Origin of the sequence: Vibrio sp. TMPB1044, assembly GCF_030442075.1 — a bacterium.
Lineage (GTDB): Bacteria > Pseudomonadota > Gammaproteobacteria > Enterobacterales > Vibrionaceae > Vibrio > Vibrio satsumensis.
This window is the reverse complement of record NZ_JAUJED010000023.1, coordinates 129101-146944: the sequence shown is the minus strand read 5'-3', so window position 1 is coordinate 146944 and position 17844 is coordinate 129101. Positions and strand designations below refer to the sequence as shown.

Annotated in this window: 14 protein-coding genes; 9 read left to right on the top strand and 5 right to left on the bottom strand. The window is 43.2% G+C overall.

Annotation, left to right across the window (positions count from 1 at the left end; genetic code table 11):
* Positions 1-18: 18 nt before the first annotated feature.
* Positions 19-765, bottom strand: coding sequence for a TetR/AcrR family transcriptional regulator (locus QQ041_RS16650; protein WP_146491614.1), 747 nt, complete (start codon positions 763-765; stop codon positions 19-21).
* A gap of 150 nt (positions 766-915) precedes the next feature.
* Here QQ041_RS16650 and QQ041_RS16645 point away from each other — a divergent pair, with 150 nt between their 5' ends.
* From QQ041_RS16645 to QQ041_RS16635, 3 genes are read left to right on the top strand one after another with little or no spacing between them, the layout of a single operon-like run.
* On the top strand, positions 916-2004 hold the full coding sequence (locus tag QQ041_RS16645; protein ID WP_285954513.1) for an efflux RND transporter periplasmic adaptor subunit: 1089 nt from the start codon (positions 916-918) through the stop codon (positions 2002-2004).
* Positions 2004-3059 (top strand): efflux RND transporter periplasmic adaptor subunit, encoded by a 1056-nt coding sequence (locus QQ041_RS16640; RefSeq protein ID WP_285954512.1) that lies wholly within the window; start codon positions 2004-2006, stop codon positions 3057-3059. Before QQ041_RS16645 ends, QQ041_RS16640 begins: the two co-directional genes overlap by 1 nt.
* Complete coding sequence (locus QQ041_RS16635; RefSeq protein ID WP_146491611.1) at positions 3056-6115, top strand: efflux RND transporter permease subunit; 3060 nt, start codon at positions 3056-3058, stop codon at positions 6113-6115. The genes QQ041_RS16640 and QQ041_RS16635 overlap by 4 nt, the downstream gene beginning before the upstream one ends.
* Before the next feature lie 231 nt (positions 6116-6346).
* Here QQ041_RS16635 and QQ041_RS16630 read toward each other — a convergent pair whose 3' ends face one another.
* Both QQ041_RS16630 and QQ041_RS16625 read right to left on the bottom strand, forming a co-directional pair.
* Positions 6347-7084 (bottom strand): EAL domain-containing protein, encoded by a 738-nt coding sequence (locus QQ041_RS16630; RefSeq protein ID WP_146491610.1) that lies wholly within the window; start codon positions 7082-7084, stop codon positions 6347-6349.
* 575 nt (positions 7085-7659) lie between these two features.
* Positions 7660-8295 carry a hypothetical protein gene (locus tag QQ041_RS16625; RefSeq protein ID WP_146491609.1) on the bottom strand — a complete coding sequence of 212 codons (636 nt, stop codon included), beginning with the start codon at positions 8293-8295 and terminating at the stop codon, positions 7660-7662.
* A 290-nt stretch (positions 8296-8585) separates the two neighbouring features.
* Between QQ041_RS16625 and QQ041_RS16620 the strand changes: the two genes are divergently transcribed.
* From QQ041_RS16620 to QQ041_RS16610, 3 genes are all read left to right on the top strand, one after another.
* Complete coding sequence (locus QQ041_RS16620) at positions 8586-8831, top strand: DUF2164 domain-containing protein (RefSeq protein WP_017059821.1); 246 nt, start codon at positions 8586-8588, stop codon at positions 8829-8831.
* A gap of 153 nt (positions 8832-8984) precedes the next feature.
* Entirely contained in the window at positions 8985-9524 is a 540-nt protein-coding gene (locus QQ041_RS16615; RefSeq protein ID WP_048660207.1) for a cytochrome b, read from the top strand.
* The gene (locus tag QQ041_RS16610) at positions 9521-10090 is read left to right on the top strand and encodes a YceI family protein (RefSeq protein ID WP_128164231.1); all 570 of its coding nucleotides are present in this window, start codon (positions 9521-9523) and stop codon (positions 10088-10090) included. The genes QQ041_RS16615 and QQ041_RS16610 overlap by 4 nt, the downstream gene beginning before the upstream one ends.
* A gap of 365 nt (positions 10091-10455) precedes the next feature.
* On the opposite strand, the gene focA is transcribed toward QQ041_RS16610, so the two are convergent.
* Positions 10456-11907, bottom strand: a complete 1452-nt coding sequence (gene focA, locus QQ041_RS16605) for a formate transporter FocA (protein ID WP_285954511.1) — start codon at positions 11905-11907, stop codon at positions 10456-10458.
* Positions 11908-12180: 273 nt separating this feature from the next.
* Here focA and QQ041_RS16600 point away from each other — a divergent pair, with 273 nt between their 5' ends.
* Together QQ041_RS16600 and QQ041_RS16595 are read left to right on the top strand one after the other, a co-directional pair.
* Positions 12181-13086: a LysR substrate-binding domain-containing protein gene (locus QQ041_RS16600; RefSeq protein ID WP_010429535.1), complete on the top strand. Its 906-nt coding sequence runs from the start codon at positions 12181-12183 to the stop codon at positions 13084-13086.
* Positions 13087-13290: 204 nt separating this feature from the next.
* Positions 13291-13785, top strand: a complete 495-nt coding sequence (locus QQ041_RS16595) for a DUF1097 domain-containing protein (RefSeq protein WP_017059817.1) — start codon at positions 13291-13293, stop codon at positions 13783-13785.
* Between the two features lie 188 nt (positions 13786-13973).
* Here the strand turns inward: QQ041_RS16595 and QQ041_RS16590 are convergent, their stop codons facing one another.
* Positions 13974-15725 (bottom strand): ATP-dependent endonuclease, encoded by a 1752-nt coding sequence (locus QQ041_RS16590; protein ID WP_285954510.1) that lies wholly within the window; start codon positions 15723-15725, stop codon positions 13974-13976.
* A gap of 238 nt (positions 15726-15963) precedes the next feature.
* On the opposite strand from QQ041_RS16590, the gene QQ041_RS16585 reads away from it, so the two are divergent.
* The gene (locus QQ041_RS16585) at positions 15964-17703 is read left to right on the top strand and encodes a bifunctional UDP-sugar hydrolase/5'-nucleotidase (RefSeq protein WP_285954509.1); all 1740 of its coding nucleotides are present in this window, start codon (positions 15964-15966) and stop codon (positions 17701-17703) included.
* Positions 17704-17844: the final 141 nt, after the last annotated feature.

The window sequence follows — 17844 nt, the reverse complement described above, 5'->3', positions numbered from 1 at the left end:
GAATTTGAAGCAGCGTCTTTAGTGTTTACTTTGCTCGTGTTCGCATTTCCACACGCAAGGTACTTCATAAACTAGCTCTTCAATCGAACTTGGATTCAATACCCATTCATCACTGATATTGAACGTATTGATCATTTGCTTGTTGAACAGTTGCCAATGTTTTAACAACGCTTCTTCCGGTGTCGATTGCATGTCACCTTCATTCCATGTGCTTTCCATGAAAGGGGTTAGGCATACCGCTCCGTGTGCATACATAATCATTTGCCATTTAATTTCATAAATGTTGATCAAGTTATCTGGGTTCGCATCATTATATTCTTCTGCCAACATATTGATTTCTTTTTCGACATCACCAACATTGTCGATAAAGTAATCGACCAAGTTGTCTTTTTGGCGCACAGAGTCAGTGATAAGTTGCATTGGCTTACGTGAATGAATCATGTTGCTAAAGAGGCGCATGCTAAATAGATAAATAGTAATACTCGGCGCAACACCTTTTGGTAACTCTTCCATAATTTTAGCAATGTAAGACTGAAAATATTCGTGTAAACAATCGCTTATGGAGTGCCAGATCTTTTCTTTGCTACCAAAGTGATGGCGAATAAGGCTATGCGAGACGCCGGCTTTTTCACTGATGTTTCGCAGTGAAACGCTATCATAACCATGCTCACAGAACATTTCCGCAGCAACACTCATGATCAAAAATCGAGTCTCTTCAGCGTCTTTTGCGCTTCTTCTACCTTGTTTCTTTTCTGTCATCTTCATTTCACACATTTACCTGATTACCACATTCTACACTGTTTTTACTGAAATAAAAAATACTGCACAGGTGGAAAGTAAAGCTTGAGAATTATTAAATATTAAATATACTGCCCATCTGTGTAATAAATCATAATAATTAGATGGAGAAGCATCATGCAATCCAAGTTGTCTATTCAAGCCAAGGCGGGTAAGCAGATAGGACTGGCGTTTGCTGCACTATTACTCGCAAGCTCTTTGACCGGATGTAATAAGGTTCAGTCAGAAGAAACGGTTCAAGTTGTTAAGCCAGTCAAGCTGTTTGAGATCCCTCAGCAGACGGATATCGAGCTTGATAGCTTTATCGCAAAAGTGGATGCGACCGACCGTGCCGCACTTTCATTCCAAGTGGGTGGAGATATTGAAACGTTCTCTGTTCGTATGGGACAAGAGGTGAAGAAAGGCCAAGTACTCGCTGTGCTAGATGCAACGGACTATCGTATTGCGGTTGATGCAGCCCAAGCAAATTTTGATCTGGCGAACAGCCAATACAAGCAAGCGTCTGAGCTGTACTCGAAGAAGCTTGTAAGCACGGATTACTACGACCAAGCCGTAAACACCTTTACTGCCGCTGAAGTTGAGTTGGACCAAGCACAAACAAACCTTGGTTACACCACATTAGTTGCTCCATTCGATGGCGTGGTATCGATGGTGTTTGGTAAGCAATATCAGTTAATCGCTGAAAAACAGCCTGTACTTAATATTTTGAATCACAGCGAGATGGATGTGACTTTCTCTATCCCTGTATCAAAGCTTGAAGACCGTTCTATCCAAGACCTAACTAGCTCATACATGTGGGTTGTGATGGATAGCCACCGCGGCATTCGTATCCCAACGCGTTTTAAAGAGATCTCAACGCAACCAGACGAAGACACGAACAGCTACCAAGCGGTTGTGTCTATCGAGAAACCTGAAGGTATTAATCTGCTTTCTGGTATGACGGCACAAGTTGAAGTTCAGAAAAATAAGTTGGACTACGGTATTGGCATTGTTGATTCAGCTTGGCTAAGCAAAGAAGCAGATCACGGTGAACTGTGGCGCTACAACCCAGAGTCTCAATTGATTTCTAAAGTACAAGTCACCCTTGATGGTCAAGGCAAGGTTATTGAAGGCTTGTCTTCTGGCGACTTAATCGTAGAAGCGGGTGTCGATGTGTTATCTGATGGGCAACAAGTAAAAGCTTGGTTACGTGAGGGCGGTATTTAATGAACCTTTCCAAATTATCAGTTGTGGTTGTATCTGCGTTATTGCTTCAAGCCTGTAACAATGAAACCGACCACCGTGAGCAACCTTCACTTTTGGTTTCAACCTTTGAAGTGGGTGCGCCACTGACTGACCAATTCAGAAGCTTTAATGGACAGGTGATGCCTGCAGAACTCACACCATTGGCATTTAAGCTTGCTGGTGAGATTCAACAAGTATTGGTTGAAGCTGGTGACAACGTAGAAAAAGGCCAGCTACTGGCGACCTTAGACAACGCGACATACCTGCAAGATCTGACAGACGCTAAATCTCAATTCAAATTAGCGAGTAAGCAACTGGCGCGTGGTTCTGAGATGTTTGACAGCAAGATGTTGTCGCAATCGGAACACGATCAACTGACCGCTAACTATAAACTGGCATCGGCTAATTTGGCTGCGGCAAAGCGTAAGCTGAGTTACACAGAGCTTTTAGCACCATTTTCTGGCACGGTTTCAACCGTCGATAAGCAACGTTTCGAAAACACCATTCCGGGCGAAACGTTACTCAGTGTGTACCAGAACGACAAGGTGTATGTGCGAATTCAAGTATCAGATTCGATCTTAGCGTCTATCAGCCCAGATATGCGTTCGAATAGCTATCGACCTGACGCAACCTTTGGCGGCCACTCTGGAAAATACCCTCTAACGTATCTAGAGCACACTAGTGAACTGCACCCGCAATCTCGCACCTACGAGTTTTGGATGCAGATGCAACAACCTGAAAGTGAAATTTTACCGGGTACCAGCGTTACGGTAAATGTCGATATGGCAAAAGCGGGCTTGAGTGATGTTCAAGGTTACCAGTTGCCGATGACGACGCTACAAGCAGGCGCTGAAGCGAACCAATTTTACGTGTGGAAGATGGAAGACGGCCAAGCATTCAAAAGTGAAGTGGAAGTCGACAAGATCAGTGGCCAAGGCGCACTTATCGCGCATGGCGTCGAACAAGGTGAGTTACTCGTAAATTCGAATCTAAGAAAACTCCGTGACGGAATGCAATTGTCAGGAAAAGCAGAATGAACATCGCAGAATATTCAATAAAGAACAAAGTAATCAGCTGGCTGTTTCTAGTCATTTTGGCCATTGGCGGTGTGACGTCTTTTGGTAATCTATCCCGTTTAGAAGACCCAGCTTTTACCATTAAAGATGCAATGATTATTTCAACTTACCCTGGCGCTACGTCTATGGAAGTTGAAGAAGAGCTAACTTATCCGCTTGAAAAAGAGATAAGACAGCTTCCTTATATCGACAAGATCACTTCGACATCATCGAATGGTATGTCTCAAATTATGGTCAGCATGAAGATGGATTACGGTCCAGACGAGCTACCACAAATCTGGGATGAAATGCGTCGTAAGATCAACGATCTACAGCCAACGCTACCAAGTGGTGTTAATTCCGTTCAGATCATTGATGATTTTGGTGACGTATTTGGTGTGATGATCATGCTGACCGGTGATGGCTACGATTACGTTGAGTTAAAACAGTATGCTGATTACCTCACACGTGAAATCGAACTGGTTGAAGGAGTAGGCAAGGTAAGTATCGCAGGCGACCAACAAGAGCAACTGTTTGTTGAGATGTCACTGGAACGTTTAGCCGCATTGAACCTAGATATGTCGACGGTTACGTCACTGTTAGCACAACAAAACAGTGTGGTATCGGCAGGCGAGGTGATGCTGAATGGTCAAAGCCTAACGATCAAGCCTAACGGCACATTGAGCACGGTTGAAGAGCTAGAAAATCTAATCATTCATGGTCGTGACACTGGCAACCTGATTCGTTTGAAAGATGTCGCTGAAGTGACTCGCGGTATTCAAGAAAAGCCAGGCAATGTATTAACGTACAACGGCAAACCAGCAATTAACTTAGGTATTGCGTTTTCTTCAGGCGTAAACGTAGTAGAGATTGGTAATGCGCTAGATGCGGAACTAGACCGATTAGAAAGCATTAAACCTGCCGGTGTAGAGCTGAACTACTTCTACAACCAAGCGCAAGAAGTAGATAAGTCAGTGGCTGACTTCTTAATCAGCCTAGTAGAAGCGGTAGCTATCGTTATCATTGTATTGCTGTTCGCAATGGGCTTACGCAGTGGTTTGATTATCGGTTTGGTTCTTCTATTGACGGTATTTGGTACCTTCATATTGATGGACTACAACAATGTCGAACTGCACCGTATCTCACTGGGTGCTTTGATCATCGCGCTCGGTATGCTGGTGGATAACGCGATTGTTGTCGTTGAAGGTATATTGGTTGGCTTGAAGAAAGGTAAGACCAAGCTTCAAGCGGCAAAAGACATCGTGACACAAACGCAATGGCCACTATTGGGCGCGACCATTATTGCTATTACCGCTTTTGCACCTATCGGATTATCGAAAGATGCAACGGGCGAGTTCATGGGTTCATTGTTCTGGGTACTGTGTTTCTCGTTATTCTTGAGTTGGGTAACGGCGCTAACACTAACGCCATTCCTTGCTGAAATGTTGCTTAAAGAAGAAGACAAAGTCGATCAGAACGAAGACCCATACAAAGGTATTCTGTTCGTTATATTCGGTGCATCTCTGAAATTTGCATTGCGTTTTAGATGGTTAACTGTCGTCAGCATGATCGCTTTGCTAGCGGTGTCTGTGGTTGGTTTTGGTAAGGTGAAGCAGCAGTTCTTCCCACCATCAAATACGCCGATGTTCTACGTAGACATGTGGATGCCAGAAGGTACGGATGTACGTGAAACGATCAAGCAGACTGAAAAGGTTGAGAGCTACATTCGTCAAGAAGACGACGTAGAGTTTGTAACCACAACGGTTGGGCAGGGCATGCAACGTTTCGCTCTGACATACCAACCAGAAAAAAGCTACGAAGCGTACAGCCAGTTACAGGTAAGAACCACTGACCGTGACACCATGTTTAAGGTTCTAGCGGAGTTAGACAAAAACTTAGCGAATGAATTTGAGCAACCAACGTTCCAGTTCAAACTGATTGAATTCGGCCCGTCACCAGCTTCAAAGATTGAAGCGCGTATTATCGGTGCTGATCCTCAAGTATTGCGTAGCATTGCCGTTGAAGTCGAAGACATCTTGCTTGCCGATCCAGGCTCACGAAATGTTCGTCACGATTGGCGTGAACGCACTAAAGAGCTAGTGCCACTGTTTAACGAATCAAAGGCTCGTCGCCTTGGCATTTCAAAAACTGATCTGTCTGAGACGTTACAAATGGCATTCGGCGGTTACAACATCGGTTTACTGCGTGATGGTACTCATATGTTACCTATCGTTGCGCGTTTACCAGAAGAAGAGCGTTTTGACTTTGAATCACTGAACAATGTGAAGATTTGGAGCCCATCGCTACAAACTTACATTCCAGTTGAGCAAGTGATTGATGGTGTAGAGCTTCAATGGTCCGAACCACTGATTCAACGTCGCGATAGAAAGCGTACACTAACAGTACTGGCTGACCACGACGTACTTGGTGAAGAAACGCCGGCTAGCTTATTTGCTCGTGTTAAACCAAAGGTAGAAGCATTAGACCTGCCAGAAGGCTACAGCATCAGTTGGGGGGGTGAATACGAAAGCTCAAAAGATGCACAAGAATCTCTATTTGGTTCATTACCAATGGGTTACTTGCTGATGTTTATCATCACTATGCTTCTATTTAATTCGCTTCGTAAGCCACTTGTGATTTGGTTTACGGTACCACTTTCTATCATTGGTGTTTCGATTGGTCTGCTAGGGACTAATATGCCATTCAGCTTCACGGCATTCCTAGGTCTACTGAGCTTAAGCGGCATGATCTTGAAAAACGGTATCGTACTGCTTGACCAGATCAACACTGAACTCTCAACAGGTAAAGACCCATACTTAGCGGTTGTCGACAGTGCGATTAGTCGTGTACGACCGGTATCTATGGCAGCATTGACGACTATCTTGGGTATGATTCCCTTGGTATTCGATGCATTTTTCGGCTCGATGGCGATTACCATCATGGCAGGCTTAGGCTTTGCTACAGTACTAACGCTAATAGTAGTACCAGTGATGTTCGCTATTCTATATAGAATCAAACCGTCCACTGCGGGTTATTAGGGAATGATATAAAACAGATTCTTTTAAGCCAGCCCAGTCAATTTTGACTGGGCTTTTTTATGCGCGTGATTTTACGCAACATCGATTTAAGTAAACATCTGCATGCAGAGAAAACGATGTGAAAACCGCTACACGAACAAAGAACTTCGTTAATAAAGGAATGTGTTCAGTAACAGGTATTAAAAAGCCGCTAACCAGTGGCTAGCGGCTTTAAGAAGAGTAAGGGCGGTTTTAGATTGCTAAACGGATATCCAACTCAATCGGTTTAGGCATCGCTAGATGGTAGCCTTGGTACATGTCAAAGCCCAAGCTTTGCATTGCCGTGAGTTGATGCTCTGTTTCAATGCCTTCGATGACAGTCTTAGCGCCGATTTGCTTCGAGAGTTCTAGAACTAATTCCATTTCTCGTGTGTCACCTTGCTCAAAATCTAACATCACTGAGCGATCGATCTTAATGATATGAGGATTGATGTGGCGGACGCGTTGTTCTGTTGATGCTTGTGTTCCGAAATCGTCGACCGCGATTTGAAAACCATTCTCCGCAAGAGAGAGGGCTGCATCTTTCAAGCGCTCTTCACTTTCGGCATTCAGTTCGACCAATTCCATCACGATCTGCTCACATGAAAGGTTCAACTCATGAAGACGTTTTGCCAGAAGGCTGTCACTGACCTTTTCTGCAGCAAATAACTCACCAACGTTTGGAAGAACATTCAAAAACAAGTCTAAATGGCGGATATTCGATTGTGCGAAGTTACGGATATGGATAGCGCGACTCAGCCTTTCTACATTGATCTTGTCAGTGCATAAGGTATCGTCGGAATGGAAGAAGTGATCAGGACGAACAACATCCCCTTTGCTATTCGAAATACGCACCAAAGCTTCAACGCCTATCTGAGTCATTGAACTGTCAAATATAGGTTGATAGACACTTCTAAGTGTTAAGTCTTGATATTTCGCAATAAACTGCATATCGGCATCCACAGATATACAGCTAATAAATTCACTTCTGTCTGATAAAATCATAGTCGCTAATAAAGGTGTTTATTTAATGACGAAAATATACGTCATGGCTGTCACAATATTGACAGGTGTAAGTAAATTGTCAATTAATAAAAAATCATATGTAGGGTCAATAATTAAATAAAGATAATTAACGAAAAATCAGCATGATAAATGACATTAGTCATTAAATTTACTTATCATTCGCTGTGTTTGATAGTTGCTGTGAATTTAATGGCTAAGTAACGTCTCTCATATTAACCTCAGCCAATATAAGGCTATAACGCTGATACACCAGCGAAAAGTAGGGTTAAAGGCTTAGATTGTGGGGGAATGTCAAAGTTACAAAATGGAGGGACTAAGAGAGTTACACAGAAATGATATCTATCTCTCAAAATCGAGACGACGAGTACAACAACTATTAATAATTAAAACAGAAGGTTCGAATAATTAATGAACAGGGAATGAGTTTTCTTTTATAAAATATTGGGATGAAGGTCTAACAATTTACTTTAAATATTGAATGAAAAAGTTGACCCGTATTATCACTGCCATTGAAGTACCGCATAAAGTTGCAGGTATTTACGAACCAATTGTTGATTTACTGACCGTTTGAGTGGGTGGCCGAATTTAATAAAGCAAGGGCTGATTCTGAAATTGTTATTTAAATCGGAAGCGAATTGAGAATCACTCTCCCTTAGAGTGATGCCTTGCTGGCTGTATTCCGTTATCTCGTCTGGGAGTTCTCCCATCCACCAATGTAACAACTCACTACTGTTTTTACTTCGGCTTATCCAATGGTCAGAGACAATGATCAAAACGTCATTGGGCTGAATTGCGAATCCATACTCTTGCTGCCAGTTATGAATGTCTAACATCAACTTTTTACGACACGTTTTTCCCGCGCTCACCATATGATGGCTAATCATCCAAACGGTACCGATTTCAGAAGAGATTCGGAAGTGTCTAGGGTTTTCACCAGAAGAGAGCATTTCGAGTGGGCTGATGTTGCTTGCATGGTTAAAGCTAACAAAGGTGTGTTCCATTCGTCGGGCAAAGGCTTTACCGATGTGATGCTCACTGATCCCTTGGTTGTGCACCGTAGGATAATGACGCTCACAGAGTTTTAGACAATCGTCTTGAAACTGATTGACGCTTTTAATCACGAGATCTAATAACAATGAAGTCCCTTATACACAGTTACTATCTTATTGATGGGCAATAGTACGGTAATTAATGTGTCATTACCTATTGCCAAAGTGCGAGTTCTTGATCCCTCTATCAAAATTAGCGATTGCGGAGCGATTTTATGGATAGCACTGGCACTTCGCGGGTCTGTATTCTAAATTATGAGGAATTCTAATCAGTTAGAAAGACTATCTTTAGCTGCAAAGTTACAAGTGAGCTAGCTAGATTATAGTTTAGTCAGCTGTTCACGATGGATTTATTTACTCTTTACTTGGAAACATTCATGACAATTCAACTAGATTCGAAGCAAAAGTCTGAGCTCACCCATACTCTACAAAAATACCTGCAAGATGAACTCGATGTGGAGCTTGGCCAGTTCGACACAGAATTCTTGGTCGACTTCATCAGTAAAAAGTTTGGGGCGGTTTATTACAACAAAGGGATAGAAGACGCTCAAAAAGTGATGGAGCGTAAAATGTTAGATATCTCAGATGAGCTTTACGAGATCGAACAAATCGTTGAAATCTAACGCTTAGCCCAAACTTGTTCAAATAATTTGAATAACTCGTTTAATTTGAAATGATGTTACCAATGTAAAGCTTGGTAAATAATATGTTACACAAACTTGGTGTAGGGTACGCTTTTCAAAACTACACTACTCGTTAACATTCGGAAGAGATGCATGGACAACAACGTTAGAAATTACAACCCTTTAGCAAGAGCGATGCATTGGATCTCAGCACTCGCGATTTTTGGCTTATTTGGTGTAGGCCTGTGGATGGTTGATCTTTCATATTACAGCGAGTGGTACAAAACAGCACCAGATTATCACCGTTCGGTAGGCATTCTTTTGGCTGCCGTTACCGTTATTCGCTTGCTTTGGAAACTAGTTACCGCGTCACCTAAGGTGGAAGGGAAAAGCTATGAAGTTGCAGCAGCGAAGATCGCTCACGGCTTCATGTACATCAACTTAGCGGTTTTATTTATTTCAGGTTATTTGATTTCAACATCAGATGGCCGCGGGATCGAGGTATTCAATTGGTTCACTGTACCAAGTATGGGCGAACTGTTTGCAAACCAATCTGATCTCGCAGGTACGGTTCACTACTATGCTGCATGGGTACTGATCATTATGGCATCAGTGCACGCCTTAGCGGCGATAAAACACCACGTTATCGACAAAGACGATACGCTACGAAAAATGATAGGAGCTTCAAAATGAAAAAGTCAATTATCGCTACAGGATTAGCATTTGCTATGGCAATGCCTTTCGCTGCGAACGCCGCTGATTACGTGATTGATACAAAAGGTGCGCATGCTTCAGTTAACTTTAAAGTTAGCCACCTAGGTTACAGCTTTATCCAAGGTCGTTTTAACACATTCTCTGGTGATTTCTCGTATGACGCAAACAACGTTGAAGCATCAAAAGTAAACGTTGTTGTTGATACAACGAGTCTAGACTCTAACCATGCTGAGCGTGACAAGCACATCCGTAGCTCTGACTTCATTGATGCAGGTAAATTCTCAGACGCTACTTTTAACAGCACGAAAGTGGTTGATAAAGGCGATGGCAAACTTGAAGTAATGGGTGACCTTAAACTTCACGGCGTAACTAAGCCTATCGTTATCGAAGCTGAATTCATCGGCGCTGGTCAAGACCCATGGGGCGGTGAGCGTGCTGGTTTCGTTGGTACAACTCGTCTAGAACTTGCTGACTTCAACATTCCAGTAATGGGCGCTTCAAGCTACGTAGACATGGATCTACACGTTGAAGGTGTAAAGAAGTAATCTAGCTATTGATGATTGCTGCAGGTATCAATCTTTTATGTAGCACCAAAAGTTGAATCGATACCTAGAAAGCAACAGTTAGAAAAAGAGAAAGGCGCAAAGTATTCACTTTGCGCCTTTTTATTACGGTAAATGGTAACGCGTTTAGATCTGTTTTGTGTCAAACCTTTAGTTGCGCTTTAAGCCACCATTTACTTTTAGCCAGTCAACGTTGCCATGACTGATTTTCGAGGAGAACAACTAATCCCTAATTGTTCAACCTTGTTCTAGTTAGCTAACCACTTCCTAGTAAAACAGTCGTTAGCTACACGCTTCCTAGTTAATCCACTGTAGATTAAACCACTGCAAGTTAACCCCTTGACCAGTTAAGCCGTTTCTAGTTCCGCTTTTGGTACTACGTTTAGGCGGTCACCGTAGATTGGGCGAAGTGCTTGCATCACCTCAGTACGAGTAAGAACACCCACCATCACACCGTTTTCCAATACTGGAAGCATATGTGGCTGGCTCACTTTCATCGCTTTTGCACGCTCTTCTAGAGAAAGAGAAGTCAAGCGAGTTGCGAAGCCCATGCTGGTAGTCGGGTACAGTTGCTCTTTGTCGATACATAGGAACTCAGCTACATCAACCAGCTTGTCGTTTGCATCGATTGCCACCACGTCACGGCTCATTAGGTCTACGACTTTCTGGCCTTTAGTTGGGATGTAGTCTTGGCACCAAAGGTCGACCATTACGTCGTGAACAGAGAAGATACCAACCAGACGACCTTCAACATCGCAAACAGGAGCGCTAACAAGTTGAGCGTCTAAAAGTGAATCAATTGCCACTGATGTAGGCATTTCTACGCTTAGTGTAATTGGTTGAGTGTTCATGATTTGCTTGATAGTCGTTGCTGTGTTCATAGTGATTTCCTTAACTGACGTAATTTCTGTTGTTTGTGTAATTGCAGTAATTTTTGCTGCTTTAAGTTGTGGGCGACGGTAGATACTCCAGTTGGCTAAGCCGACCAATACTGAACCACCTACGATGTTGCCGATTGTCACTGGTATTAAGTTTGCGGTGACAAATTGCATGATGTTTAGGTCTGCGTACTGCGCTGGTGTTGCGCCGATTTGCATCCAGAAGCTTTCCGGTGCGAATGCTTGAATTGTGATGCCTAGCGGAACCATGAACATATTCGCCACACAGTGTTCAAAGCCTGAGCTTACGAACATTGCAACGGGTAACACGGTCATCATTGCTTTGGTCATTGCGTTAGCGGAGCTGAACGTTAACCAAATGGCTAAACACACCAGCAAGTTACAAAGCACACCCAAAGCAAAAGCTTGAACAGGGCTGTGGTGTAGCTTGTGCTGTGCAATGTTAAGAGCGTTTAAGCCCCATTGGCCACCATCTAATTGATATAAGCCTGCTGCGCTTACCAAAGCCAAAAGGAACATGGCACCGATAAAGTTACCGACGTAAACCTTGCCCCAGATAGACAGCATCTTAGTGAAGGTTATTTGCTTGTTAGCCCATGAGATGCTTGATAACACTGAACTGGTAAACAGCTCGCCACCGCAAATTACAATCAGGATTAACCCCATGCTGAATGCAAGACCGCCGGCTAAACGACTCAATCCCCATCCTGCATCTGCGCTACCGGTGGTTACCGTGATGTAGAATAAAAAAGCAAGCCCGATGAATGCGCCAGCCATGATTGCCAAACTCAATGTCATGCTGCTGGTTTTATTTGCTTTGCTTAATGCAAACTTCTCGGCTTCCGCCATCATTTCTGTTGGTGAGAACAGTTGATGATTTTCAGAAGTGCTGGTTGCCATATCCCCCCCTTGAACAATCCGTCATGTGTAATTCCTAGTGTTAATGACTTGGTTAATCCGTAATGAATAATCAATCGTGTTTTGCAGGGCTCGTTGTGTCCTGCCATTCCAGATTAGGGTGTTGAGGGGTAGAGGTAAAATTGATAATTTTTAGAAACCACATCAAATTTATTGATATAGATTTTGTTACGCGTAGAATGAAATTGATTGCTCATCGGCTTAATAATAAACGAGCATCAGGACACAAATAATTAAAAGCATTAAGGATGAATTTTGCGTTATTCATTAAAGCAACTCGCGGTATTTGATGCAGTAGCAGACTCCGGGAGTGTCAGTCAGGCAGCAGACAAATTGGCGTTGACTCAGTCGGCGACAAGTATGTCTCTTGCACAGTTGGAAAAAATGCTCGGCAGGCCTTTGTTTGAAAGGCAGGGCAAGCAAATGGCCCTAACTCATTGGGGCATGTGGTTAAGACCAAAAGCGAAGCGTTTACTGCAAGACGCACAGCAAATTGAGATGGGTTTCTATGAGCAGCATTTGTTGAGTGGTGAACTCAAATTAGGTGCTAGCCAAACGCCAGCGGAACACCTCGTTCCGGATCTCATCAGTATTATTGATAACGACTTTCCTGAGATGAGAATCTCGCTTGGTGTACAAAGTACCGATGCTGTCATTGATGGTGTATTAGATTATCAATATGATCTGGGTGTTATCGAAGGTCGTTGTGATGACAATCGAGTTCACCAAGAAGTGTGGTGTACTGACCATTTAACGGTGGTTGCTTCGGCTCATCACCCGTTTGCGAAGCGTGAACGAGTGAGTTTGGCACAGTTAGAGCAAGCGAAGTGGGTATTGCGCGAACACGGCTCGGGTACTCGCAAAGTTTTTGATAGCTCTATTCACCATTTAATTGGTGATCTCGATGTTTGGCGAGAGTATGAACACGTTCCTGTTTTAAGAAGTTTGGTAGCAAACGGCCCATATTTAACGTGTTTACCTTATCTCGATGTCGAGCAGTTTGTTGAATCAGGGCAGCTTGTGACTTTGAATGTTCCTGAGCTTGAAATGGAGCGTACGCTTTCATTCATTTGGCGTGCCGACATGGCAGAAAACCCACTTGCTGAATGTATTAAGCGAGAAGGTAAGCGAATGATGAAAGGCAAACGGTCGGTTCTGTAAGGTAGATTTGATAAAATACTAATAACTAAATATGTTGAATAAGCGTTTCCGGTCTCTATCTGGTGATAAATGCACATTCGCGTACATTATTAATGTGATCGTGATCGTCTAAATGAAGGCGTTCTTACCATAGTATGCTTACTTGATTTTAAGTGAGGCTAAATCCGGTTGCGTTCAATGACGTAATTAGGCTTTAGAAATAGTATGAGTACATTAGTCGCGATTTCATTAACAACAGGTATTTTGTCAGGTCTTTGGGGATGGATAGCTATCTCTTTCGGCTTATTGTCATGGGCAGGTTTCCTAGGCTGCACCAGCTACTTTGCTTCGCCAACAGGCGGCGTTAAAGGACTAGCAGGAAGCTTATTGACCAACATGACAGGCGTATTCTGGGCAATGGTGATTATCGAAAGCTCAACCTTCGCAGGGTTAGAGATTTTAGGCTACATGATTACTGCTATTGTGGCTTTCTTTATGTGTATTCAAGCGAAACAAGCGTGGCTAGGTTATATCCCAGGAACCTTCATTGGTTGCTGTGCGACGTTTGCTGCAGGTGGCGATTGGCAACTTGTAGTACCATCTTTACTGCTTGGTGGTGTGTTTGGATACTTGATGAAAGCAACAGGGCTATGGCTTCACGAGAAATCGACTCAATCTTCGGAAGTTGTTGAACAACACGCTAAACAGGCAAAGGCTTAATAAATACGTTAAGAAAGCTATGGTTTAGTCACTGTGAACTCTTGCAAGATAACCCCCAATTAATTTGTATATCGATTTATACAGGCACACCATTTGGTGTGCCTTTTTTTGTTGAGGTTTTGGTTAAGGCAATAAACTAAAGATTTCATCAGTAGAGCAACTGATAGCATCTATAAAACAAATTATGCTTAGGTATTCCCGTTCGCCATGGTGATCACGCGTTTTAACGTCCACCTCAATAATAACGGAATGCATTCTTGTCCTTGGTCCTCACAATGAGAAACGATAGCTAATGCAAGGTCGGGTTTCGCGTGTTTCTTTAATACCTTCGCGACCACTTTTTTGGGAGGGATAGGATGGTCATAAGGGATCTTAACCATATCCCGGAAAAAGTTTTCAAAACCATTCATGTACAAGTAATGCTCGATGTCTCTATCTGGTAGTTCAGTGAGGCGATGTCTTGCTTGGTCTTTTCCTAACTTAGATAATACTGTTGCGGCGTATTTCTTACCTGCCGCATCTCCGTCGGTAACCACGTGCCAATCAATCCCGAACTCTTGAGCTACTTTGATTAGAGCTTTAAGCCCCGATTGAGCGAACTCTATAATTTGCACACCTTCTGCTGCAAGGTTGTAACCACATTGGTTGGCGAGTTCATTGAATAACCAAACTTCGGTTTCACCTTCAACTAATAACCAGCAGCGAGCAAACAGGGCACCGGAACGGTGGAAACGAATATGAAACCCAATTCGTCTAAGTTCATCTTTACTGAAGTGATTCATGTTGAGCTGATTGGCGATGGTTTTGTCAGATTGACGTACCAAGCGACGAATTGATTGGAATGGCACTGCTGCAAGTAAATCGCCGCTATTAGTTGTAAGGATTTTCTGCATGGGTAGCTTTTGCATCAAACTCCACGCCCTTGCTAAATGGGTTGGATGTAATCGACCTTCGGGATCTTCAAGGATCAGAAGAGGACGAGCACATCGTCGTAAGTCGTTTGGCCCTTTAGCTTGCAGGTAGGCGTTAAGTAACCCCATGAATAATAAGCGGGTTTGTTTATTTTTTGTCTCTTCAACAAGTTGATGAATGCTCTTGTCGTTCGCACCAGCTGAATAGAGTAGGCCATCCCTTTGTTTTCGAGGATTACGACGAGAAGTACTTTTGAAAGAAAAGTAGTGCTCGATTAGGCTTTGCATCGACTCTAGGCTACTGCGCATTTCGCCTTTATTGACATGGCCAGGTATCGCCATTAAGCGACGGCAGGTATTGTCGATTCGTTTTTCTATTCTTGCTTGGCGCCCATTACCATTGGTACCATTTCCGTTCGCCCCATTGCCATTGCTTGTATGATTACTGCCGTTTCCATTTCCATTCGTATTATTAGCCTGACCGTTAGTTGGTAGGTGAGCATTATGATTAAGAGACTTGCCGTTGAAAGGACGATCAAAGTGCCTCGCATCACGCAAACGGATGACGGGGTGTAAGGTCATTAATTCTTGAGCGAGCTTTTCCGAATGATGAAGCTTAAGCGGATTACCATCCAAACCTAAAAATGCATAGTGTGTGGTCGTTTCGTACTGCTCTAACGTCGCGCTTATTCGGTAATAGATGCGAAATGCGCCAAACTCATCTTGAACCCAGATAGGTTTGAGTTTGCGATAACGACCTGCGTTAAGTTCGCTCTTGTCGTTAGCTTTTAATGCGAGAACAATTTGAAGGTGTTGAGACTGTGGATGTGACACAGAGTAATCGACATGAAAATCGGTCATTTCAAAGTGATATGGTACACCGTCTGAAGGCAGTACGACGGAAAGGGCATCCAATAATGAAGACTTACCCCAAGTATTTTCACCAATAAGCGTGGTTAGCTCGTCAAACGCGAGTGACATGCGCTTGATACCTCGAAAGCCAGAAATCTCGATTCTTTCTAGTTGCATAGGCTTACTCCTAACGGAAGGCTCTGCTAATTGTTTGAAAGCTAACAGATATCTTTAATCATAATCGAAAAATACCAATCCGGTATGCTCACCTGTCACAAAACCCGTTGTTTATTAATACGGTGCAAAATGAGATTTTTGATCTATCTCGAGTATTTTTTTGCAGTGCAGTTTCATAAAATTCACGATTCTGTCATGATTCTCGACCTAGTATGAAGGGACAAAGAGAGAAGAAAATATGACTAAAAAGAATAAGCCGACAAAAATAGTGTTGGCACACATCAACGACACCCACTCATACTTTGAACCAACCTCGTTACAGCTATCACTTAAAATGAACAATCACATCATTGAACCTTATGTCAGTGCTGGTGGCTTTGCTCGAATTTCAACACGCTTTAAACAAATAGAACAAGATGCCCAGCGCCAGAAGGTTGGAACCTTGTTCCTACACGCTGGCGACTGCTTCCAAGGCACTTTGTACTTTTCTTTATTCAAGGGAAAAGCCAACGCCGATTTGTTGAACGCCCTTAATATAGATGCCATGACACTCGGCAATCACGAGTTAGACATGGGTAATGAACCCGTTGCGATTTTCGCGAAAAGAATCAAATTCCCACTGTTAGCTGGTAACTGGAATCTATCGAATGAGGATATCAATAAAACTCATACGTTAGCGGACAACGAAATTGTTAAGCCTTATCTGCCTGAAACACGAAGTGCTTCTTTTATAACGAAAGAGTTTGATGGCGAGAAGGTCGCAATATTCGGCTTAAGCATCGACAAAATGGCGGGCATTGCGAATCCAGACTTTGATACGCCATTTGAAAACGCGCTAGAAACGGCAAAAGCCACAATAGAGCAGATCCATCAAGCTGGTATTAACAAGATTGTGCTGCTGAGTCACCTTGGCTATGAGGCTGATTTAGAGTTAGCAGCGAATGTAAAAGGCATCGGTGTGATTGTTGGTGGCCACAGTCACCGCTTACAAGGTGATTTCTCGGATATCGGCTTAGTGAAAGACGATGACTACGGTGTAAAAATTGGTGACACCTATGTTGTGCAAGCGGGTTTCCACGCAATGAGTCTAGGCCACTGTGAAATTGAATTCGATGCTCAAGGCAAAGTGACGCACTTTAATGGTAAGAACGAACTGTTATTAGGTCGTCGACTCTTTATAGACGCGAAATTGAGTGAAGTAGGGCAAGACGACGCACATGATATGGCGTGTGAGTTTTTGAACAATCACCCCAATATTGCAGTGTGTAAAAAAGATCCTGAACTGCAGAGTATTCTTACGGATAAATACCAGCCGCGAGTTCGAAAGCTTCAGCAACAAATTATTGCTCATGCAGATACAAAACTTCGCCATGTACGTATCCCGGACGAGAAAGGCCCGAGCCAACTTGCGCCCTTGGTTGCTCAGTCATTCCATTACTTAATGAATAAGAAAGGCCATCAGGTAGACTTTGCGATCCATAACTCTGGCGGTGTAAGAAATTCACTGAATAGCGGCGATGTCTCTGTTGCCGATATTGCCGGAAAACTACTACCGTTTGCCGTACCCATTGGTGTGTATGAAGTAAAAGGTGAAACGATCGCTGGCATGCTTGAAGGTGCAATCAATAACGCGATTGATAATGGCGTCGTGGGGACGGGGTCTGGCAGTTTCCCTTATACGTACAATCTGAGGTTTTGTTACCACAAAGAAGCGCCTTTAGGGCACAGGATTCACCATCTAGAAATCCACTCTGATGAATCGGGTTGGCAGACTGTTTCTCGCAAGCGTATTTACCGTGGCGCGTCGTCTGCCTACACAATGAAAGGGAAAGAGGGCTATAACGCCGTGTTGGATATGATAGGCGATGGCACGGTAACCACTGACTCTATGGCAGACTGCTTCATTGAGTTTCTGCAAGACCACCCAGAGTCTCTTCAACACATTGAACCGTTGAATTGTATGGAATGTTTTAGATAAGCGAAGCTAATACTGATGTTAAATGCTATTAACTGGGGTTATTTATAAAATTGGCATTGTTTATGCTTCACCTCTGCAGGTCGCCTTCTTGTGGAGATATGCATGGATAAGAAAGATTGGTTAGATGCGGTAGCGGTTGTC